This window comes from Escherichia sp. WS1451 (genome assembly GCF_046487365.1).
Lineage (GTDB): Bacteria > Pseudomonadota > Gammaproteobacteria > Enterobacterales > Enterobacteriaceae > Escherichia > Escherichia coli.
This window is the reverse complement of record NZ_JBJQJP010000002.1, coordinates 342,355-361,431: the sequence shown is the minus strand read 5'-3', so window position 1 is coordinate 361,431 and position 19,077 is coordinate 342,355. Positions and strand designations below refer to the sequence as shown.

Here is a 19,077-nt window from a genome sequence, read left to right as displayed (position 1 = left end):
TTTATAATGGTGCGCACTTTTATATCCAGAAAAAGAGTGCGACCATGATTGATACCACCCTGCCATTAACTGATATCCATCGCCACCTTGATGGCAACATTCGTCCCCAGACCATTCTTGAACTTGGCCGCCAGTATAATATCTCGATTCCTGCACAATCCCTGGAAACACTGATTCCCCACGTTCAGGTCATTGCCAACGAACCCGATCTGGTGAGCTTTCTGACTAAACTTGACTGGGGCGTTAAAGTTCTCGCCTCTCTTGATGCTTGCCGCCGCGTGGCATTTGAAAACATTGAAGATGCAGCCCGTAACGGCCTGCACTATGTCGAGCTGCGTTTTTCACCGGGCTACATGGCAATGGCACATCAGCTGCCTGTAGCGGGTGTTGTCGAAGCGGTGATCGATGGCGTACGTGAAGGTTGCCGCACCTTTGGTGTGCAGGCGAAGCTTATCGGCATTATGAGCCGGACCTTCGGTGAAGCAGCCTGTCAGCAAGAGCTGGAGGCCTTTTTAGCCCACCGTGACCAGATTACCGCACTTGATTTAGCCGGTGATGAACTTGGTTTCCCGGGAAGTCTGTTTCTTTCTCACTTCAACCGCGCGCGTGATGCGGGCTGGCATATTACCGTCCATGCAGGCGAAGCTGCCGGGCCGGAAAGCATCTGGCAGGCGATTCGTGAACTGGGGGCGGAACGTATTGGACATGGCGTAAAAGCCATTGAAGATCGGGCGCTGATGGATTTTCTCGCCGAGCAACAAATTGGTATTGAATCCTGTCTGACCTCCAATATTCAGACCAGCACCGTGGCAGAGCTGGCGGCACATCCGCTGAAAATGTTCCTTGAGCATGGCATTCGTGCCAGCATTAACACTGACGATCCCGGCGTACAGGGAGTGGATATCATTCACGAATATACCGTTGCCGCGCCGGCTGCTGGGTTATCCCGCGAGCAAATCCGCCAGGCGCAGATTAATGGTCTGGAAATGGCTTTCCTCAGCGCAGAGGAAAAACGCGCACTGCGAGAAAAAGTCGCTGCGAAGTAACAAAAAAGGATGGTGCTAATTGCACCATCCTCTTTTCACGCAAGGCACAGCGTCGCGCGATGTTTGGCGGATTCGATGCCCAGCTCAATCAACTCCATTACCTGGATTGCCTGACTTGCCGGAACCGGATTTTCACCATCGCCATTTAACGCATCACGAATAGCCGCATAGTAAGCCGGATAATTCCCCGGCACCGTCAACAGCGTTTCTTCGACACGTTCCTCACCTTCCACGCGGGTAAGTACGCCATCACGCATATCGTAGCCCCAGTCTTCCTGCGGCAGACGCTCGCCATTTTTCAGACGTTCTTCCTGTGGATCGAGGCCATATTTCACATAACTGCCTCGGGATCCATGCACGATATAACGTGCTGACTCAGCAGCTGCCAGCATTGTACCGTGTAAAATGACTCGCCGCTGCGGATAGGACAAGATGGCGTGGAAATAATCGGTCGACTGCGCTCCGGGCCGTAACTGTGCCAAATCAACCGTCATGCTGACCGGTAAACCAAATAGCGTAATGGCCTGATCAAGAAGATGCGGTGCTAAATCGTACCAGATACCGCTGCCAGGACCGCCCTGTTCACGCCAACGATCGCGCACCTGCGGACGGAAGCGGTCAAAATGAGACTCAAAGTAAGCAACTTCACCCAGTACGCCTTCCGCGAGCAAACCTTTTAGCGTCAGGAAATCGCTATCCCAGCGACGGTTATGGAATACAGACAGCACACGCCCCAGGCTTTTTGCCAGCGCTTCCAGCTCTCGCGCTTGTGACAGTGTCACGGTAAAGGGTTTATCAACGACCACATGTTTACCCGCCTCAAGCGCCGCTTTGGCTAACGGAAAATGGGTATCGTTGGGTGTAGGAATGACAATCAGGTCTATGTTGGGATCGTTAAACAGATGCTTCGGCTCAGAGACAACCGTAACCGTTGGCCAGTCAGCTTTTACTTTTGTTTCATCGCTGCTGGAGATTACCGCCAGCTCCAGCCCGGGCGTGCCCGCAATCAGGGGCGCATGGAAGGTTTTGCTCGCATAACCATACCCAATCAACCCAACACGGATGTTGTCGCTCATGTCATTGCCTCTCATTGAAGTATGATGGCTATTTGACACTATCCTTTACCCTCGCTCAACAGTTTAATAACCTGCCAGCAATAAGGGATGTTGTTTAACTTAAGTCAAAAAAATAGCGATTTTTCCAACGACAAAAGCTAAATATCGCAAAAACCTCAGTAAAAATCTTGCTGGAGCTATTATTGCTAAGTAACATTTACCCCCTGAAGTTAATGGATCAATCAACAGAGATGTGGGCTGTAATGAATCGTCTTATTGAATTAACAGGTTGGATCGTTCTTGTCGTTTCAGTCATTCTTCTTGGCGTGGCGAGTCACATTGACAACTATCAGCCACCTGAACAGAGTACTACGGTACAACACAAGTAAGCTCTGCGCTTGTAGAGCGACATGCTGCCCGTCCGGGTGCATGTTTTCACTTGTCGGATATTAAACCAGGAATTTATTATCTTGTTCGATGTTGTTGGTGATTGTCAGGGATAGTAAAGCGCGTTACTCTTTTCAGAGCAGTTTTTCATCTCTGAATATTTGCCATCAGCGCATTCTTATTATTGTAATAACACACGCGTTCACTTTTGGTGAAATTTTATCATCACTAATAATACCTACTCCTTTGGTATTAATTATTTTATGGACCTTTTATGACTGTTCAGGACTACTTATTAAAATTTCGCAAAATCAGTTCACTCGAAAGTCTGGAAAAACTCTACGACCATCTTAATTACACTCTGACGGATGATCAGGAACTGATCAATATGTATCGTGCTGCCGATCACCGCCGCGCAGAGCTGGTTTCTGGCGGGCGTTTGTTTGACCTCGGCCAGGTACCGAAGTCCGTCTGGCACTATGTCCAATAAAGAAAGTAGCGATCGGTTATAAAAGCCTTATAATAACGCCCCTAAAATTAGATTTGCCTGTTTGCGTCGCTATTCTGGAGAACCTATGACCACCACAACGCCACAACGTATTGGAGGCTGGTTGCTTGGCCCATTGGCCTGGCTTTTAGTCGCTCTGTTAAGTACGACGCTGGCGTTGTTGCTGTATACCGCTGCGTTATCTTCTCCGCAAACATTTCAAACGCTCGGCGGACAAGCACTGACGACACAAATCTTATGGGGCGTTTCTTTTATTACCGCTATCGCCATGTGGTATTACACACTGTGGTTGACCATCGCTTTCTTTAAACGTCGGCGTTGTGTTCCTAAACACTATATTATCTGGCTGCTTATTTCCGTATTGCTGGCAGTAAAAGCGTTCGCTTTTTCACCCGTGGAAGATGGCATAGCCGTTCGCCAGTTACTGTTTACTTTGTTGGCAACCGCATTGATCGTCCCCTATTTTAAACGCTCGTCGCGGGTGAAAGCGACGTTTGTGAATCCGTAATAACCTTACAGTTAACCTGTTGTCGCCTGCTCTGGATTAACGGATAATAGGCGGCTTTTTTATTTCAGGCCGAAAAATGACTGACTACCTGTTACTGTTTGTCGGAACTGTACTGGTCAATAACTTTGTACTGGTCAAGTTTCTCGGTCTCTGTCCGTTTATGGGGGTTTCCAAAAAGCTGGAAACCGCGATGGGCATGGGGCTGGCTACAACGTTTGTGATGACGCTGGCGTCTATTTGCGCCTGGCTTATCGATACGTGGATTTTGATCCCGCTTAATCTGATTTACCTGCGCACCCTGGCGTTTATTCTGGTGATTGCTGTGGTTGTGCAGTTCACCGAGATGGTGGTGCGCAAAACCAGCCCGGTGCTTTACCGTCTGCTGGGGATTTTTTTGCCGCTTATCACCACCAATTGTGCAGTGCTCGGCGTGGCGTTGCTGAATATCAATCTCGGGCACAATTTCTTGCAGTCAGCGCTGTACGGTTTTTCCGCCGCAGTCGGTTTCTCGCTAGTGATGGTGCTCTTCGCCGCCATCCGCGAACGCCTTGCTGTGGCTGATGTCCCGGCACCTTTTCGCGGTAACGCCATTGCGTTAATTACCGCAGGTCTTATGTCTCTGGCCTTTATGGGCTTTAGTGGTTTGGTGAAGTTGTAATGAATGCTATCTGGATTGCCGTTGCCGCCGTGAGCCTGCTGGGCCTGGCGTTTGGCGCCATTCTGGGTTATGCCTCCCGCCGTTTTGCGGTGGAAGACGATCCGGTCGTTGAGAAAATTGACGAAATCTTACCGCAGAGCCAGTGTGGTCAGTGCGGTTATCCCGGCTGTCGCCCCTACGCGGAAGCCATCAGCTGTAACGGTGAAAAAATCAACCGTTGCGCCCCAGGTGGCGAAGCTGTGATGCTAAAAATTGCCGAGTTGCTTAATGTCGAGCCGCAGCCGCTGGATGGCGAAGCGAAAGAGCTAACGCCAGCGCGGATGGTGGCGGTTATTGATGAAAATAACTGTATTGGCTGCACTAAATGTATTCAGGCGTGTCCGGTAGACGCCATCGTTGGCGCTACCCGCGCCATGCATACGGTAATGAGTGATCTCTGTACGGGCTGCAATTTATGTGTTGACCCGTGCCCGACGCACTGCATCTCGTTGCAACCGGTCGCAGAAACACCTGACTCCTGGAAATGGGATCTGAACACCATTCCCGTGCGTATCATTCCCGTGGAACACCATGCTTAAGTTATTCTCTGCATTCCGAAAAAATAAAATCTGGGATTTCAACGGCGGCATCCATCCACCGGAGATGAAAACCCAGTCCAACGGTACGCCCCTGCGCCAGGTACCACTGGCGCAGCGTTTTGTCATACCACTGAAACAACATATTGGCTCTGAAGGTGAGTTGTGCGTTAGCGTCGGCGATAAAGTACTGCGCGGCCAGCCGCTTACCCGTGGACGCGGCAAAATGCTGCCGGTTCACGCGCCCACCTCGGGTACCGTTACGGCTATTGCGCCCCACTCTACGGCTCATCCTTCAGCTTTAGCTGAATTAAGCGTGATTATTGATGCCGATGGCGAAGACTGCTGGATCCCGCGCGACGGCTGGGACGATTATCGCTCTCGCAGTCGCGAAGAGTTAATCGAGCGCATTCATCAGTTTGGTGTTGCCGGGCTGGGCGGTGCGGGATTCCCGACAGGCGTTAAATTGCAGGGTGGCGGAGATAAGATTGAAACGTTGATTATCAACGCTGCTGAGTGCGAGCCGTACATTACCGCCGATGACCGTTTGATGCAGGATTGCGCGGCTCAGGTCGTAGAGGGTATTCGCATTCTTGCGCATATTCTGCAGCCACGCGAAATTCTTATCGGCATTGAAGATAACAAACCGCAGGCGATTTCCATGCTGCGCGCGGTGCTGGCGGACTCTCACGATATTTCTCTGCGGGTGATTCCAACCAAATATCCTTCTGGCGGTGCTAAACAATTAACCTACATTCTGACCGGGAAGCAGGTTCCACATGGCGGGCGTTCATCCGATATCGGCGTATTAATGCAAAACGTCGGCACTGCTTATGCAGTGAAACGTGCCGTTATTGATGGCGAGCCGATTACCGAGCGTGTCGTAACCCTGACTGGCGAAGCAATCGCTCGCCCGGGCAACGTCTGGGCACGGCTGGGGACGCCCGTGCGTCATTTATTGAATGACGCCGGATTCTGCCCCTCTGCCGATCAAATGGTGATTATGGGCGGCCCGTTAATGGGCTTTACCTTGCCATGGCTGGATGTCCCGGTCGTAAAGATTACCAACTGTCTGTTGGCTCCCTCTGCCAATGAGCTTGGCGAACCACAGGAAGAACAAAATTGCATCCGTTGTAGTGCCTGTGCTGACGCCTGCCCTGCGGATCTTTTGCCGCAACAGTTGTACTGGTTCAGCAAAGGTCAGCAACACGATAAAGCCACCACGCATAACATTGCCGACTGCATTGAATGTGGGGCTTGCGCGTGGGTTTGCCCGAGCAATATTCCCCTGGTGCAATATTTCCGTCAGGAAAAAGCTGAAATTGCGGCTATTCGTCAGGAAGAAAAGCGCGCCGCAGAAGCCAAAGCGCGTTTCGAAGCGCGCCAGGCTCGCCTTGAGCGCGAAAAAGCGGCTCGCCTTGAACGACATAAGAGCGCAGCCGTTCAACCTGCAGCCAAAGATAAAGATGCGATTGCTGCCGCTCTGGCGCGGGTGAAAGAGAAACAGGCCCAGGCTACACAGCCTATTGTGATTAAAGCGGGCGAACGCCCGGATAACAGTGCAATTATTGCAGCACGGGAAGCCCGTAAAGCGCAAGCCAGAGCGAAACAGGCAGAACTGCAGCAAACTAACGACGCAGCAACCGTTGCTGATCCACGTAAAACTGCCGTTGAAGCCGCTATCGCCCGCGCCAAAGCGCGCAAGCTGGAACAGCAACAGGCTAATGCGGAACCAGAACAACAGGTCGATCCGCGCAAAGCCGCCGTCGAAGCCGCTATCGCCCGCGCCAAAGCGCGCAAGCTTGAGCAGCAACAGGCTAATGCGGAGCCAGAAGAAAAGGTTGACCCGCGCAAAGCCGCCGTCGAAGCCGCGATTGCCCGTGCCAAAGCACGCAAGCTGGCACAGCAACAGGCTAATGCCGAGCCAGTACAACAGGTCGATCCGCGCAAAGCTGCCGTCGAAGCGGCTATTGCCCGTGCCAAAGCGCGCAAGCTGGAACAGCAACAGGCTAACGCAGAACCAGAAGAACAGGTTGATCCGCGCAAAGCGGCCGTCGAAGCGGCTATTGCCCGCGCCAAAGCGCGCAAGCTGGAACAGCAACAGGCTAATGCGGTACCAGAAGAACAGGTTGATCCGCGCAAAGCGGCAGTTGCCGCGGCTATTGCCCGCGTTCAGGCCAAAAAAGCCGCCCAGCAAAAGGTTGTAAACGAGGACTAAATGGTATTCAGAATAGCTAGCTCCCCTTATACCCATAACCAGCGCCAGACATCGCGCATTATGCTGTTGGTGTTGCTCGCAGCCGTGCCAGGAATCGCAGCGCAACTGTGTTTTTTTGGTTGGGGTACTCTCGTTCAGATCCTGCTGGCGTCGGTCAGTGCTCTGTTAGCCGAAGCTCTCGTACTCAAACTACGCAAGCAGTCGGTAGCCGCAACGTTGAAAGATAACTCAGCATTGCTGACAGGCTTATTGCTGGCGGTAAGTATTCCCCCCCTCGCGCCATGGTGGATGGTCGTGCTGGGTACGGTGTTTGCGGTGATCATCGCTAAACAGTTGTATGGCGGTCTGGGGCAAAACCCGTTTAATCCGGCAATGATTGGTTATGTGGTCTTACTGATCTCCTTCCCGGTGCAGATGACCAGCTGGTTACCGCCACATGAAATTGCGGTCAACATCCCTGGTTTTATCGACGCCATACAGGTTATTTTCAGCGGACATACCGCGAGTGGTGGTGATATGAACACGCTACGCTTAGGTATTGATGGCATTAGTCAGGCGACACCGCTGGATACATTCAAAACCTCTGTCCGCGCAGGTCATTCGGTTGAACAGATTATGCAATATCCGATCTACAGCGGTATTCTGGCGGGCGCTGGTTGGCAATGGGTAAATCTCGCCTGGCTGGCTGGCGGCGTGTGGTTGCTATGGCAGAAAGCGATTCGCTGGCATATTCCCCTCAGCTTCTTAGTAACGCTGGCGTTATGCGCAACGTTGGGCTGGTTGTTCTCACCAGAAACACTGGCAGCACCGCAAATTCATCTGCTGTCTGGAGCGACCATGCTCGGCGCATTCTTTATTTTGACTGACCCGGTTACCGCTTCTACGACCAATCGTGGTCGTCTTATTTTCGGCGCGCTGGCGGGCTTATTAGTCTGGTTGATCCGCAGTTTCGGCGGCTATCCTGACGGCGTGGCTTTTGCCGTCCTGCTGGCGAACATCACGGTTCCTCTGATCGATTACTACACGCGTCCGCGCGTCTACGGCCATCGCAAAGGGTAAACCATGCTGAAAACTATCCGAAAACACGGCATTACACTGGCACTATTTGCAGCGGGTTCTACAGGGTTAACTGCGGCCATCAACCAGATGACCAAAACGACAATTGCTGAACAGGCCAGTCTGCAACAAAAGGCGTTATTTGATCAGGTGCTGCCAGCCGAACGCTATAACAATGCGCTGGCACAGAGTTGCTATCTGGTAACTGCGCCAGAGTTAGGTAAAGGTGAGCATCGGGTTTACATCGCCAAACAGGATGACAAACCGGTAGCCGCCGTTCTGGAAACAACCGCGCCAGATGGCTATTCCGGTGCGATTCAGCTGCTGGTGGGAGCCGATTTTAACGGCACGGTACTTGGCACGCGCGTGACAGAGCACCACGAAACGCCAGGGCTTGGCGATAAAATCGAACTGCGCCTTTCTGACTGGATCACCCATTTTGCGGGTAAAAAAATCAGTGGTGCGGATGATGCGCACTGGGCGGTGAAGAAAGATGGTGGTGATTTCGACCAGTTCACCGGCGCGACGATTACTCCCCGCGCGGTGGTTAATGCGGTAAAACGCGCCGGATTGTACGCTCAGACGTTACCGTCTCAACTTTCTCAACTTCCTGCCTGTGGAGAATAAAGCGTGAGCGAAATTAAAGACGTTATTGTTCAGGGGTTGTGGAAAAACAACTCTGCGCTGGTCCAGCTGCTCGGCCTCTGTCCGCTATTGGCGGTCACGTCCACTGCCACTAACGCTCTGGGTTTAGGACTTGCGACTACGCTGGTACTGACGCTGACCAACTTGACCATTTCGACGCTGCGTCACTGGACGCCAGCCGAGATCCGCATTCCCATTTACGTGATGATCATCGCCTCGGTGGTCAGCGCTGTACAGATGCTGATCAACGCCTACGCCTTTGGCCTGTATCAATCATTAGGGATTTTTATTCCGCTGATTGTCACTAACTGTATCGTTGTGGGCCGCGCTGAAGCCTTCGCCGCCAAAAAAGGTCCGGCGCTTTCGGCACTGGACGGCTTTTCAATTGGTATGGGCGCAACCTGCGCCATGTTCGTGCTGGGTTCACTACGCGAAATTATCGGCAATGGCACGTTGTTTGACGGTGCAGATGCGCTGTTAGGTAGCTGGGCGAAAGTATTACGCGTGGAGATTTTCCACACCGACTCCCCTTTCCTGCTGGCGATGCTGCCGCCAGGTGCATTTATTGGCCTGGGACTGATGCTGGCAGGAAAATACCTGATTGATGAAAAAATGAAAAAGCGCCGTACTGAAGCAGCTGCCGAACGTGCATTGCCAAACGGTGAAACAGGGAATGTCTGATGAACAAAGCAAAACGCCTGGAGATCCTCACTCGTCTGCGTGAGAACAATCCTCATCCCACCACCGAGCTTAATTTCAGTTCGCCTTTTGAATTGCTGATTGCCGTGCTGCTTTCCGCTCAGGCAACCGATGTCAGTGTTAATAAGGCGACGGCGAAACTCTACCCGGTGGCGAATACGCCTGCAGCGATGCTTGAACTGGGCGTTGAAGGGGTGAAATCCTATATCAAAACCATTGGGCTTTATAACAACAAAGCAGAAAATATCATCAAAACCTGCCGTATCTTACTGGAACAACATAATGGCGAGGTTCCGGAAGATCGTGCTGCGCTTGAAGCCCTGCCTGGTGTAGGTCGTAAAACAGCCAACGTCGTATTAAACACTGCATTCGGCTGGCCGACTATTGCTGTCGACACGCACATTTTCCGCGTTTGTAATCGTACTCAATTTGCGCCGGGGAAAAACGTCGAACAGGTAGAAGAAAAGCTACTGAAAGTGGTTCCGGCAGAGTTTAAAGTCGACTGCCACCATTGGTTGATCCTGCACGGGCGTTATACCTGTATTGCCCGCAAGCCTCGCTGTGGCTCTTGTATTATTGAAGATCTTTGTGAATACAAAGAGAAAGTTGACATCTGAAGAAAAGGGGTAACACCGATTACCCCATTGATAACCTTTCTTTATCCTCTTTTAAAACATCTTTTTAACGTCAATGATGCCATTGCTTAGCGTTATCATCAGGTAATCCGTTTGCGGATAACCAAAAATGCAGGTTAATTGTTTTTTTAATAGCGAAATTTTCTATTCATTCGTGATCAAGATCACGATGCTGTGGCAATGTAAAAACATTGCAAGAACTAGGTTAAAATCATTTAAATTTACACAGGCAACAAATATTGACCTACAAAACATTACACTGGCTATTTTTCAGAAACTGGACTATCTCACTAGGAAAAACGCTAAATAGCAGAACATATCGCCGTTAAGCCATCATCCCCCTCTCAGGGTAGTGAAAAAATCTGCCGTTACGTTTTTTGAAAAATTTAACGCTGGATAACATTTCCCGGAATGGTTGAATTCCCCGCCTCAGTTATATGTAACAGATTATTACAAAGGACTTGTCTGAAAGTGCAAGATAGTGAACATTACCTGCCGTTTCCCCTCCCACTATAACAATTGCGCGTATGTTTTTTAGGCATAACGCGAGAAAGCACCCCCGTTAATATGGGATGTAAAAAAAGAGGTAAAAGTGTCCACTGCAAACCAAAAACCAACTGAAAGCGTCAGTTTGAACGCTTTCAAACAACCGAAGGCGTTCTATCTCATCTTCTCGATTGAGTTATGGGAACGTTTTGGTTATTACGGCCTACAAGGAATTATGGCTGTTTACCTGGTTAAACAACTGGGTATGTCTGAAGCGGATTCAATCACCCTTTTCTCTTCCTTTAGTGCCCTGGTTTATGGTCTGGTCGCTATCGGCGGCTGGTTAGGTGACAAGGTACTGGGTACTAAACGCGTAATTATGCTTGGCGCTATTGTGCTGGCGATTGGTTATGCTCTGGTTGCCTGGTCTGGTCACGACGCCGGTATCGTTTATATGGGTATGGCGGCTATTGCGGTCGGTAACGGCCTGTTTAAAGCTAACCCGTCTTCTCTGCTTTCTACATGCTATGAGAAAAACGACCCGCGTCTGGACGGTGCATTCACCATGTACTACATGTCCGTCAACATCGGCTCTTTCTTCTCTATGATCGCCACCCCGTGGCTGGCCGCGAAATACGGCTGGAGTGTTGCGTTTGCGTTGAGCGTTGTAGGCCTGCTGATCACTATCGTTAACTTCGCCTTCTGCCAACGCTGGGTTAAACAGTACGGTTCAAAACCAGACTTCGAGCCTATCAACTACCGTAACCTGCTGCTGACCATTATTGGTGTTGTGGCACTGATCGCTATCGCCACCTGGCTGCTGCACAATCAGGAAGTTGCGCGTATGGCGCTGGGCGTTGTTGCCTTTGGTATCGTGGTTATCTTCGGTAAAGAAGCCTTCGCGATGAAAGGTGCTGCGCGTCGTAAAATGATCGTTGCCTTCATCCTGATGCTCGAAGCCATTATCTTCTTCGTGCTGTACAGCCAGATGCCAACGTCACTGAACTTCTTTGCGATTCGTAACGTTGAACACACCATTCTGGGCCTGGCCGTAGAACCTGAGCAGTATCAGGCACTGAACCCGTTCTGGATCATCATTGGTAGCCCGATTCTGGCCGCTATCTATAACAAGATGGGCGATACCCTGCCGATGCCAACTAAGTTTGCAATCGGTATGGTGATGTGTTCTGGTGCGTTCCTGATTCTGCCGCTGGGTGCAAAATTCGCGTCTGACGCAGGTATCGTGTCTGTAAGCTGGCTGGTCGCAAGCTATGGCCTGCAGAGTATCGGGGAACTTATGATCTCTGGTCTGGGTCTGGCAATGGTTGCACAACTCGTTCCGCAGCGTCTGATGGGCTTCATTATGGGTAGCTGGTTCCTGACCACTGCCGGTGCAAACCTGATTGGTGGTTATGTTGCGGGTATGATGGCTGTGCCGGATAACGTTACCGATCCACTGATGTCACTGGAAGTCTATGGTCGCGTATTCTTGCAGATTGGTGTTGCTACTGCCGTTATTGCAGTACTGATGCTGCTGACCGCGCCGAAACTGCACCGCATGACGCAGGATGACGCTGCAGACAAAGCGGCGAAAGCTGCTGTAGCGTAAAATTCAGGGAAACTCTTTTACAAGCCGCTAACTTTTCGTTAGCGGCTTTTTTTTTGTTCAGCAACGCACTACCATACTTTAAACCACAGACAAAAGGAGTTACCGATGAAATTGTTCTACAAACCGGGCGCCTGCTCTCTCGCTTCCCATATCACCCTGCGTGAGAGCGGAAAGGATTTTACGCTCGTCAGTGTGGATTTAATGAAAAAACGTCTCGAAAACGGTGACGATTACTTTGCCGTTAACCCTAAGGGACAGGTGCCTGCATTGCTGCTGGACGATGGTACTTTGCTGACGGAAGGCGTAGCAATTATGCAGTATCTTGCCGACAGCGTCCCCGACCGCCAGTTGCTGGCACCGGTAAACAGTATTTCCCGCTATAAAACCATCGAATGGCTGAATTACATCGCCACCGAGCTGCATAAAGGCTTCACACCTCTGTTTCGCCCTGATACACCGGAAGAGTACAAACCAACAGTTCGCGCGCAGCTGGAGAAGAAGCTGCAATATGTGAACGATGCTCTGAAGGATGAGCACTGGATCTGCGGGCAACGATTTACAATTGCTGATGCCTATCTGTTTACGGTTCTGCGCTGGGCATACGCGGTGAAACTGAATCTGGAAGGGTTAGAGCACATTGCGGCATTTATGCAACGTATGGCTGAACGTCCGGAAGTACAAGACGCGCTGTCAGCGGAAGGCTTAAAGTAATAGCCATCGGCCCACAGGTCGTTGTGGGCCGAAATGAGATATTTCAGAGCTTTGTTGCGCTGAAATAATGTTCTGGTTTGGCAATACGATCCTGAGCAGCAACCACTTGCAACTCATATTCCTGCATTGCTTTGGTGGTCACCATGATTTCGTATACTGCAGCGGTCACATGTTCCAGGGCCTCCTGCAGCGTTGCCCCCTGAAGCAGTTTCACCAGCAGTAAACCGCTCGTCACATCACCAACACCTACCGGCTGGCGCATACCAAAATCCACCAGCGGACGGCTGATATGCCAGGCTTCATCGGCGGTAACCAGCAGCATTTCAAAACGGTCACGGCTGTAGCCAGCCCGCGCCAGGTGTTTAACCAACACAATTTGTGGCCCTTGCGCAATGAGTTCACGCGCTGCCAGAACCGCTTCTTCGACGTTATTTACCGGATGCTCACAGAGTATCTCCAGCTCAACCAGATTCGGCGCAATGATATCGCTGGCAGGCAAACCGTGACGCACATGAAACTCTGCGACACCCGGTGCAACGATACAGCCTTTTTCCGGATGACCCATTACCGGATCGCAAAAATATTTCGCCTGCGGATTCGCGGCTTTCACCTGACGGACGATACCGAGGATATGTTCACCCTGCTCCGCCGAACCCAGATAGCCACTTAATACGGCATCACAGGTGTGTAATTTATCAATGGCGGCAATGCCTTGCACAATTTCGGTTAAATGGCTGGGCGGCATCACACAGCCAGTCCATTTGCCGTATTGGGTGTGATTAGAAAATTGAACGGTGTTCAGCGGCCAGACGTTCGCGCCCAGGCGGCGCATCGGAAACTCTGCCGCACTGTTACCCGCATGACCATAAACAACGTGAGACTGGATAGCGAGAATATTTTTCATCATGTTCCCTGTATAAAAACCAGGGGGAGTGATTTCTCACTCCCCCTTTCCACTTAATGCATTATTTCCAGCAAATCAGACAGTAATTCTTTTTGCCGCGACGCAATAAGGTAAAACGACCAAACAGACGATCTTCTTCTTTAAAGAAGTATTCAGGATCGGACTGTTTTTCACCGTTAATGGTGATGGCATTGGAGGCGATAGTTTTACGCGCCTGACCACGGGAAGGTTGCAGTTCAGAATCGACCAGCGCCTGCATCAGGTCTGCGCCCTTTTCCATCTCAACCATCGGTACGCCGTCCTGCGCCAGCTGTTCGAAGTCCGCTTCACTCAGCGCACTCAAGGAACCGCTGAACAGGCATTCGGTAATACGTTTTGCCGCCTGTAAACCTTCTTCACCGTGAACCAGACGTGTCACCTGCTCCGCCAGTACATACTGGGCGCGCGGTGCTTTACCGCTGTTTTTATCTTCTTCTTCCAGGGCGTTGATCTCTTCAATGCTCATAAAGGTGAAGAACTTCAGGAAGCGGTAAACGTCGGCATCCGCAGTGTTGATCCAGAACTGGTAGAATTTGTACGGGCTGGTTTTCTTCGGATCCAACCAGACTGCGCCGCCTTCAGTTTTACCAAATTTGGTGCCGTCTGCTTTGGTGATCAGCGGAACGGTCAGGCCAAACACCTGATTCTGATGCAGACGACGGGTCAGGTCGATACCAGAAGTGATATTACCCCACTGGTCAGAACCACCAATTTGCAGCACCACACCGTACTGTTTGTTCAGACAGGCGAAGTCATAACCCTGCAACAGGTTGTAGGAAAACTCAGTGAACGAAATCCCCTGATCTTCACGGTTGAGACGCTGCTTAACCGCTTCTTTGTTGATCATCTGGTTAACGGAGAAATGTTTGCCAATATCGCGCAGGAAGGTCAGCACATTCATATTGCCGAACCAGTCATAGTTGTTCGCCGCGATAGCAGAGTTTTCTCCACAGTCGAAATCGAGGAACGGGGCAACCTGCTTGCGGATTTTGTCCACCCATTCCTGAACAGTTTCTTCGGTGTTCAGCTTACGCTCAGCAGCTTTGAAGCTCGGGTCGCCAATCAGACCCGTCGCGCCGCCTACCAGCGCAACCGGCTTGTGGCCCGCCTGCTGGAAGCGTTTCAGGCATAACAATGGAACAAGATGCCCCAAATGCAAGCTGTCAGCGGTAGGATCGAAGCCGCAATAGAGCGCGATCGGGCCTTGCGCCAGTCGCTCTGCTAACGCTTCCTCGTCCGTCACCTGGGCTACCAGCCCCCGCTCTTGCAATTGTTTAATCAAGTTACTGCTTGCCATCAAAATCTCCATGTATATAACGACTGCACCTTTGCCGGTACACGACTTTTCGCCAGATGCGAAAGAGACATAGAATAAAGTGCCAGAATCAGGAGTACCAGCGATTAAAGCAAGATTTTTGCATCTTTTCAGGGGGCAAGACGATCAATCTTCCACGCATCATTTTCACGCTGGTACAAAAAGCGGTCATGCAGGCGATGCTCACCGCCCTGCCAGAACTCAATCTGTTCAAGGCTGACGCGAAAACCGCCCCAAAAACTCGGCAATGGCACTTCGCCCTGTTGAAACTTCTGCTTCAGCTCCAGGAATTTACTTTCAAGGATACCGCGGGCAGAAATGCGACTGGACTGCTTCGAAACCCATGCACCAATCTGGCTATCACGTGGGCGACTATGAAAATATTTCATCACTTCGAGAGTCGAAAGTCGTTCCGCTTTACCGATCACCATCACCTGGCGTTCAAGGGTATGCCACGGGAACAGCAGGCTAACGCGCGGATTATTTTCAATTTGATGTGCTTTACGGCTGCCGAGGTTGGTGTAAAACACCATGCCTTTTTCGTCGTAATGTTTGAGTAAAACGATGCGCTGATAAGGCTGACCATGTTCATCCACGGTAGCGACCACCATCGCGGTAGGGTCCGCCAGTTTGGCGTCACAAGCCTGAGAGAGCCAGCGTTCAAAAAGGGTTAATGGCTCGGCAGGAAGATCGCGGCGGCGTAACCCGCCTTTGGTGTATTCACGGCGCAGATGCGCGATTTGCTGCAATTCGTCGTTATCAGACATGGTTTTCTTTACGGATTGTCAGTGGGTGACGCTATTGTGCGCCGCCCCTGGAAAAATCTCAACGCTGTGGATTTTGTAACTGACAGTTATTCAAGACGATGCGGTCGCGTTTATAGACAGTCGCTTCCTCGCCTTTCGACCAGAAAACATAGATCCCGTCGGTGTAACGTGCACCAGACGCAGAAATGCCCTGTTTGAGATGCAATAGTTGATTATCATAAACAAAACTGACTTCCTGGCGCGGATTATTCAGTTTGACCGTCAACGGTTTTTCATCACACTGGTATTCCAGCGTATCGGTTTGCATGCGCTCAACCAGTTGATTGAACGCGCTACAGCCGGTGAGAAGGACCGGCAAACAGATCAGTAACAGTTTTTTCATAGACATATCCCGAAGACTTTCCTGGTCTGGAGGGCAATACGCCCTCCCTAACGTTCCAAGTGTAACGGCAGACGCGGTAAGAAAAATTCAGTTAACTCTGATATCACAGGTTAGCGGGGAAAATAGCCCCCAGTACCGTCTCCTGGCTTGCGCCAGTGACGGAAGGCAGATTTCCTGGTAATCCCGCCAGCGTCCGCCAGGCAAGCCAGGCGAAAGCCAATGCTTCCATGTCATCGCCACTAATGCCAACGGCATCGGTGGTGGTGACTTCTGTGCCTGGCAGTAATGCCGCCAGACGCGCCATGAGTAGCGGATTACGACTACCTCCACCACATACCATCAATCGTTCGCAGCCACCGCTCAACAAAACTTGTTCAGAAATGGTCACGGCGGTGAGTTCTGCCAGTGTCGCCTGTACATCTCGGGGATCAACCCCCGGAAAATGGCGCAAATGGCGCTCCAGCCAGCCGTAGTTAAAGTATTCGCGTCCGGTACTTTTCGGTGCAGGTTGCGAGAAATATGGGTCGCTGAGCATATTTTGCAGCAGTGGGAGAATGACTTTACCCGCCCGTGCCCACTCGGCATCTTTATCGTAAGGTTTACCGGCCTGACGCCAGATCCAGGCATCCATCAGCATGTTACCAGGGCCGGTATCGTAGCCCCCTACCGGCTGCCCAGGAATGAGCAGTGACAGATTGGCGATGCCGCCAATATTGAGCACCATTCGTCGCTCGGTTGGGTGAGCCAGCAGCGCATGATGGAACGCAGGTACCAGCGGTGCGCCTTGTCCTCCCAAGGCAATATCGCGACGGCGAAAATCACCGACAACCGTAATTCCGGTGCGTGCCACAATTTGATTGTTATCGCCAATCTGTAAAGTGTGTGGTGCCACGCCCGTCGGTTCATGCCAGACGGTTTGACCGTGACAGCCGATCGCAACGATATCTCTCGCCTGCAGGTTTTGTTCCTTAAGCAAGGCATTGACCGCATCAGCAAAAAGTCGCCCGAGTTGAGTATCAAGCTGTCCAAACTGCGAAAGTGTAAGCTGCTGGCCCTGGCAAATATCCAGTACAGCCTGTTTCAGAGACACCGGGATCGGCCAGCTCAAACTTGCCAGCTGTGCGACCCGGTGTTCATCAATTGTCGCCAACACAACATCAACACCATCAAGGCTGGTGCCTGACATAACGCCAATAAAGCGGCCCGATTTCATAGTTCATCCTTTTTCAATCTGACGTTTGCGCACCACTCAAACATAAACTTTTCGTGAATACCATGCGGAATGACCGATTTTTATCGTTGGTAGTAAAACATTATCTTCAAATCAATAATCATCATGAATGTTTTGTTTATAATTGGTTGATCCTACTTTCATTATGATTTGCTCATATTTGGTAGAACATGTAACCATGGATTCACATATGCCATATACTTTGACCATGAGGGATGCTTGCGTGGCGTTTCATGGTGAACAGGAGATTTTTCAATGATTAAACGCGTATTGGTTGTTTCAATGGTAGGTCTGTCTCTTGTCGGTTGTGTTAATAACGACACCCTGTCAGGGGATGTTTATACCGCTTCTGAAGCGAAACAAGTACAGAATGTCAGCTATGGCACCATCGTTAACGTACGTCCGGTACAGATTCAGGGCGGTGATGATTCTAACGTTATCGGTGCAATTGGCGGTGCTGTTCTTGGTGGTTTCCTGGGGAATACTGTTGGTGGCGGAACCGGGCGTTCTCTGGCTACTGCAGCAGGCGCTGTTGCAGGTGGCGTAGCCGGTCAGGGCGTACAGAGTGCAATGAACAAAACGCAGGGTGTCGAGCTGGAAATTCGTAAAGACGATGGTAATACCATCATGGTGGTACAGAAACAAGGCAACACTCGTTTCTCTCCGGGCCAACGTGTCGTACTGGCCAGCAATGGCAGTCAGGTGACCGTTTCCCCGCGCTAAATAAGTTTGCGTGTGGTCAGGTTACTGACCACACGCCCCCTTCATTTCACCCTTTGGCCTGTAACTCAATGATATTATGCTCAAGTTTTGCGATGAGCTTAATCAGTTGTTCCAGTTCCTCTGCGGAGATGCCATGTAAAATTTCCGCGCGGGTTTTGTTAATAACAGCTTCCATTTCGCTGATCAGCGGCTCTGCCTTTTCCGTCAGTTTAATACGTTTAGCCCGACGATCGCTGGCACAAGTTTGACGCGAAATTAACCCTTTTTCTTCCAGTTGGTCCAGAGTACGGACCAGTGATGGCTGCTCGATGCCAATCGCTTTTGCCAGTTGAATTTGCGACTGGTCTGGAGGTAACTGATGGATATTGTGTAACGTAACCCAATGGGTTTGTGTTAACTCCAGCGGTTTCAGGCGATGGTCTATCAGAGCACGCCATATGCGCACCAACCGTGCCAGATCAGAACCTAGTGGCGATTCCAATTTCATCTCCTTATAATTAGCTTGCTAAGATATTATGCGGCTTTTAGAATAGTGTGCAGCAATTGTATTGCTAAAACAAATGTATTGCTGCATTTGGTTACCGTCAGACATATTTTTCAGAAATTGCGCGTAAATTTTTCGCACTTAAAGAATATTTATTAATCTAACGCAATATATTCGGTCGTAAAGGAATCTACTTTGTGAAGTTTATGCTCAATGCAACAGGATTGCCCTTACAAGATCTGGTGTTCGGTGCGTCCGTCTACTTTCCTCCGTTTTTCAAAGCCTTCGCGTTTGGATTCGTCATCTGGCTTGTCGTACACCGCCTGCTTCGTGGCTGGATCTACGCCGGTGACATCTGGCATCCCTTGTTAATGGATTTATCGCTGTTTGCGATTTGCGTTTGCCTTGCCCTGGCAATACTGATTGCGTGGTAACT

22 protein-coding genes are annotated in these 19,077 nt (G+C 50.7%); 15 read left to right on the top strand and 7 right to left on the bottom strand.

The window, feature by feature from the left end:
* The first annotated feature begins 44 nt into the window (after positions 1-44).
* Positions 45-1,046 carry an adenosine deaminase gene (add, locus tag ACJHX7_RS04635; RefSeq protein WP_000567471.1) on the top strand — a complete coding sequence of 334 codons (1,002 nt, stop codon included), beginning with the start codon at positions 45-47 and terminating at the stop codon, positions 1,044-1,046.
* Between the two features lie 35 nt (positions 1,047-1,081).
* Here add and ACJHX7_RS04630 read toward each other — a convergent pair whose 3' ends face one another.
* Entirely contained in the window at positions 1,082-2,122 is a 1,041-nt protein-coding gene (locus ACJHX7_RS04630; protein WP_001282537.1) for an oxidoreductase, read from the bottom strand.
* A 242-nt stretch (positions 2,123-2,364) separates the two neighbouring features.
* Here ACJHX7_RS04630 and blr point away from each other — a divergent pair, with 242 nt between their 5' ends.
* The 12 genes from blr (at position 2,365) to gstA (ending at position 12,796) form a co-directional block, all read left to right on the top strand.
* Entirely contained in the window at positions 2,365-2,490 is a 126-nt protein-coding gene (gene blr / locus ACJHX7_RS04625; RefSeq protein ID WP_001296096.1) for a division septum protein Blr, read from the top strand.
* 272 nt (positions 2,491-2,762) lie between these two features.
* On the top strand, positions 2,763-2,978 hold the full coding sequence (ydgT, locus tag ACJHX7_RS04620; RefSeq protein ID WP_000217950.1) for a transcription modulator YdgT: 216 nt from the start codon (positions 2,763-2,765) through the stop codon (positions 2,976-2,978).
* A gap of 85 nt (positions 2,979-3,063) precedes the next feature.
* Positions 3,064-3,504 carry a DUF2569 domain-containing protein gene (locus ACJHX7_RS04615; protein WP_000214176.1) on the top strand — a complete coding sequence of 147 codons (441 nt, stop codon included), beginning with the start codon at positions 3,064-3,066 and terminating at the stop codon, positions 3,502-3,504.
* Between the two features lie 76 nt (positions 3,505-3,580).
* Positions 3,581-4,162, top strand: coding sequence for an electron transport complex subunit RsxA (rsxA, locus tag ACJHX7_RS04610; protein WP_000133193.1), 582 nt, complete (start codon positions 3,581-3,583; stop codon positions 4,160-4,162).
* Positions 4,162-4,740: an electron transport complex subunit RsxB gene (gene rsxB, locus ACJHX7_RS04605; protein ID WP_000991801.1), complete on the top strand. Its 579-nt coding sequence runs from the start codon at positions 4,162-4,164 to the stop codon at positions 4,738-4,740. The genes rsxA and rsxB overlap by 1 nt, the downstream gene beginning before the upstream one ends.
* Positions 4,733-6,955 (top strand): electron transport complex subunit RsxC, encoded by a 2,223-nt coding sequence (gene rsxC / locus ACJHX7_RS04600; RefSeq protein WP_094029646.1) that lies wholly within the window; start codon positions 4,733-4,735, stop codon positions 6,953-6,955. The genes rsxB and rsxC overlap by 8 nt, the downstream gene beginning before the upstream one ends.
* A complete protein-coding gene (rsxD, locus tag ACJHX7_RS04595) occupies positions 6,956-8,014 on the top strand; it encodes an electron transport complex subunit RsxD (protein WP_032171338.1) in 1,059 nt (352 codons plus the stop codon). It begins immediately after the preceding gene.
* Between the two features lie 3 nt (positions 8,015-8,017).
* Complete coding sequence (gene rsxG / locus ACJHX7_RS04590; RefSeq protein ID WP_000920799.1) at positions 8,018-8,638, top strand: electron transport complex subunit RsxG; 621 nt, start codon at positions 8,018-8,020, stop codon at positions 8,636-8,638.
* A 3-nt stretch (positions 8,639-8,641) separates the two neighbouring features.
* Positions 8,642-9,337 carry an electron transport complex subunit RsxE gene (gene rsxE / locus ACJHX7_RS04585; RefSeq protein ID WP_001289646.1) on the top strand — a complete coding sequence of 232 codons (696 nt, stop codon included), beginning with the start codon at positions 8,642-8,644 and terminating at the stop codon, positions 9,335-9,337.
* The gene (gene nth, locus ACJHX7_RS04580; protein WP_077516082.1) at positions 9,337-9,972 is read left to right on the top strand and encodes an endonuclease III; all 636 of its coding nucleotides are present in this window, start codon (positions 9,337-9,339) and stop codon (positions 9,970-9,972) included. Before rsxE ends, nth begins: the two co-directional genes overlap by 1 nt.
* A gap of 610 nt (positions 9,973-10,582) precedes the next feature.
* Positions 10,583-12,085, top strand: a complete 1,503-nt coding sequence (gene dtpA / locus ACJHX7_RS04575) for a dipeptide/tripeptide permease DtpA (RefSeq protein WP_000100942.1) — start codon at positions 10,583-10,585, stop codon at positions 12,083-12,085.
* A 105-nt stretch (positions 12,086-12,190) separates the two neighbouring features.
* Positions 12,191-12,796, top strand: a complete 606-nt coding sequence (gene gstA, locus ACJHX7_RS04570) for a glutathione transferase GstA (protein WP_000765742.1) — start codon at positions 12,191-12,193, stop codon at positions 12,794-12,796.
* A 43-nt stretch (positions 12,797-12,839) separates the two neighbouring features.
* Here gstA and pdxY read toward each other — a convergent pair whose 3' ends face one another.
* The 5 genes from pdxY to anmK form a co-directional block, all read right to left on the bottom strand.
* Positions 12,840-13,700: a pyridoxal kinase PdxY gene (pdxY, locus tag ACJHX7_RS04565; protein WP_001302086.1), complete on the bottom strand. Its 861-nt coding sequence runs from the start codon at positions 13,698-13,700 to the stop codon at positions 12,840-12,842.
* Positions 13,701-13,761: 61 nt separating this feature from the next.
* Positions 13,762-15,036: a tyrosine--tRNA ligase gene (tyrS, locus tag ACJHX7_RS04560; RefSeq protein WP_001295400.1), complete on the bottom strand. Its 1,275-nt coding sequence runs from the start codon at positions 15,034-15,036 to the stop codon at positions 13,762-13,764.
* Between the two features lie 128 nt (positions 15,037-15,164).
* A complete protein-coding gene (pdxH, locus tag ACJHX7_RS04555) occupies positions 15,165-15,821 on the bottom strand; it encodes a pyridoxamine 5'-phosphate oxidase (protein WP_001282325.1) in 657 nt (218 codons plus the stop codon).
* Positions 15,822-15,879: 58 nt separating this feature from the next.
* Positions 15,880-16,209 (bottom strand): C-type lysozyme inhibitor, encoded by a 330-nt coding sequence (mliC, locus tag ACJHX7_RS04550; RefSeq protein ID WP_000061974.1) that lies wholly within the window; start codon positions 16,207-16,209, stop codon positions 15,880-15,882.
* Between the two features lie 97 nt (positions 16,210-16,306).
* On the bottom strand, positions 16,307-17,416 hold the full coding sequence (gene anmK, locus ACJHX7_RS04545) for an anhydro-N-acetylmuramic acid kinase (protein WP_000835076.1): 1,110 nt from the start codon (positions 17,414-17,416) through the stop codon (positions 16,307-16,309).
* Positions 17,417-17,689: 273 nt separating this feature from the next.
* On the opposite strand from anmK, the gene slyB reads away from it, so the two are divergent.
* A complete protein-coding gene (gene slyB / locus ACJHX7_RS04540; protein ID WP_000597196.1) occupies positions 17,690-18,157 on the top strand; it encodes an outer membrane lipoprotein SlyB in 468 nt (155 codons plus the stop codon).
* A 46-nt stretch (positions 18,158-18,203) separates the two neighbouring features.
* Here slyB and slyA read toward each other — a convergent pair whose 3' ends face one another.
* On the bottom strand, positions 18,204-18,638 hold the full coding sequence (gene slyA, locus ACJHX7_RS04535) for a transcriptional regulator SlyA (RefSeq protein WP_000445640.1): 435 nt from the start codon (positions 18,636-18,638) through the stop codon (positions 18,204-18,206).
* 200 nt (positions 18,639-18,838) lie between these two features.
* Between slyA and ACJHX7_RS04530 the strand changes: the two genes are divergently transcribed.
* A complete protein-coding gene (locus ACJHX7_RS04530) occupies positions 18,839-19,075 on the top strand; it encodes a DUF1656 domain-containing protein (protein ID WP_000670998.1) in 237 nt (78 codons plus the stop codon).
* Positions 19,076-19,077: the final 2 nt, after the last annotated feature.

Excerpts from the sequence above, each read along its gene's own strand:
- blr (WP_001296096.1), top strand. The coding sequence starts at position 2,365 with ATGAATCGTCTTATTGAATTAACAGGTTGGATCGTTCTTGTCGTTTCA.
- gstA (WP_000765742.1), top strand. The coding sequence starts at position 12,191 with ATGAAATTGTTCTACAAACCGGGCGCCTGCTCTCTCGCTTCCCATATC.
- rsxA (WP_000133193.1), top strand. The coding sequence starts at position 3,581 with ATGACTGACTACCTGTTACTGTTTGTCGGAACTGTACTGGTCAATAAC.
- pdxH (WP_001282325.1), bottom strand. The coding sequence starts at position 15,821 with ATGTCTGATAACGACGAATTGCAGCAAATCGCGCATCTGCGCCGTGAA.
- tyrS (WP_001295400.1), bottom strand. The coding sequence starts at position 15,036 with ATGGCAAGCAGTAACTTGATTAAACAATTGCAAGAGCGGGGGCTGGTA.
- rsxC (WP_094029646.1), top strand. The coding sequence starts at position 4,733 with ATGCTTAAGTTATTCTCTGCATTCCGAAAAAATAAAATCTGGGATTTC.
- add (WP_000567471.1), top strand. The coding sequence starts at position 45 with ATGATTGATACCACCCTGCCATTAACTGATATCCATCGCCACCTTGAT.
- pdxY (WP_001302086.1), bottom strand. The coding sequence starts at position 13,700 with ATGAAAAATATTCTCGCTATCCAGTCTCACGTTGTTTATGGTCATGCG.
- anmK (WP_000835076.1), bottom strand. The coding sequence starts at position 17,416 with ATGAAATCGGGCCGCTTTATTGGCGTTATGTCAGGCACCAGCCTTGAT.
- rsxG (WP_000920799.1), top strand. The coding sequence starts at position 8,018 with ATGCTGAAAACTATCCGAAAACACGGCATTACACTGGCACTATTTGCA.
- ydgT (WP_000217950.1), top strand. The coding sequence starts at position 2,763 with ATGACTGTTCAGGACTACTTATTAAAATTTCGCAAAATCAGTTCACTC.
- slyB (WP_000597196.1), top strand. The coding sequence starts at position 17,690 with ATGATTAAACGCGTATTGGTTGTTTCAATGGTAGGTCTGTCTCTTGTC.
- rsxB (WP_000991801.1), top strand. The coding sequence starts at position 4,162 with ATGAATGCTATCTGGATTGCCGTTGCCGCCGTGAGCCTGCTGGGCCTG.
- nth (WP_077516082.1), top strand. The coding sequence starts at position 9,337 with ATGAACAAAGCAAAACGCCTGGAGATCCTCACTCGTCTGCGTGAGAAC.
- mliC (WP_000061974.1), bottom strand. The coding sequence starts at position 16,209 with ATGTCTATGAAAAAACTGTTACTGATCTGTTTGCCGGTCCTTCTCACC.
- rsxD (WP_032171338.1), top strand. The coding sequence starts at position 6,956 with ATGGTATTCAGAATAGCTAGCTCCCCTTATACCCATAACCAGCGCCAG.
- ACJHX7_RS04615 (WP_000214176.1), top strand. The coding sequence starts at position 3,064 with ATGACCACCACAACGCCACAACGTATTGGAGGCTGGTTGCTTGGCCCA.
- ACJHX7_RS04630 (WP_001282537.1), bottom strand. The coding sequence starts at position 2,122 with ATGAGCGACAACATCCGTGTTGGGTTGATTGGGTATGGTTATGCGAGC.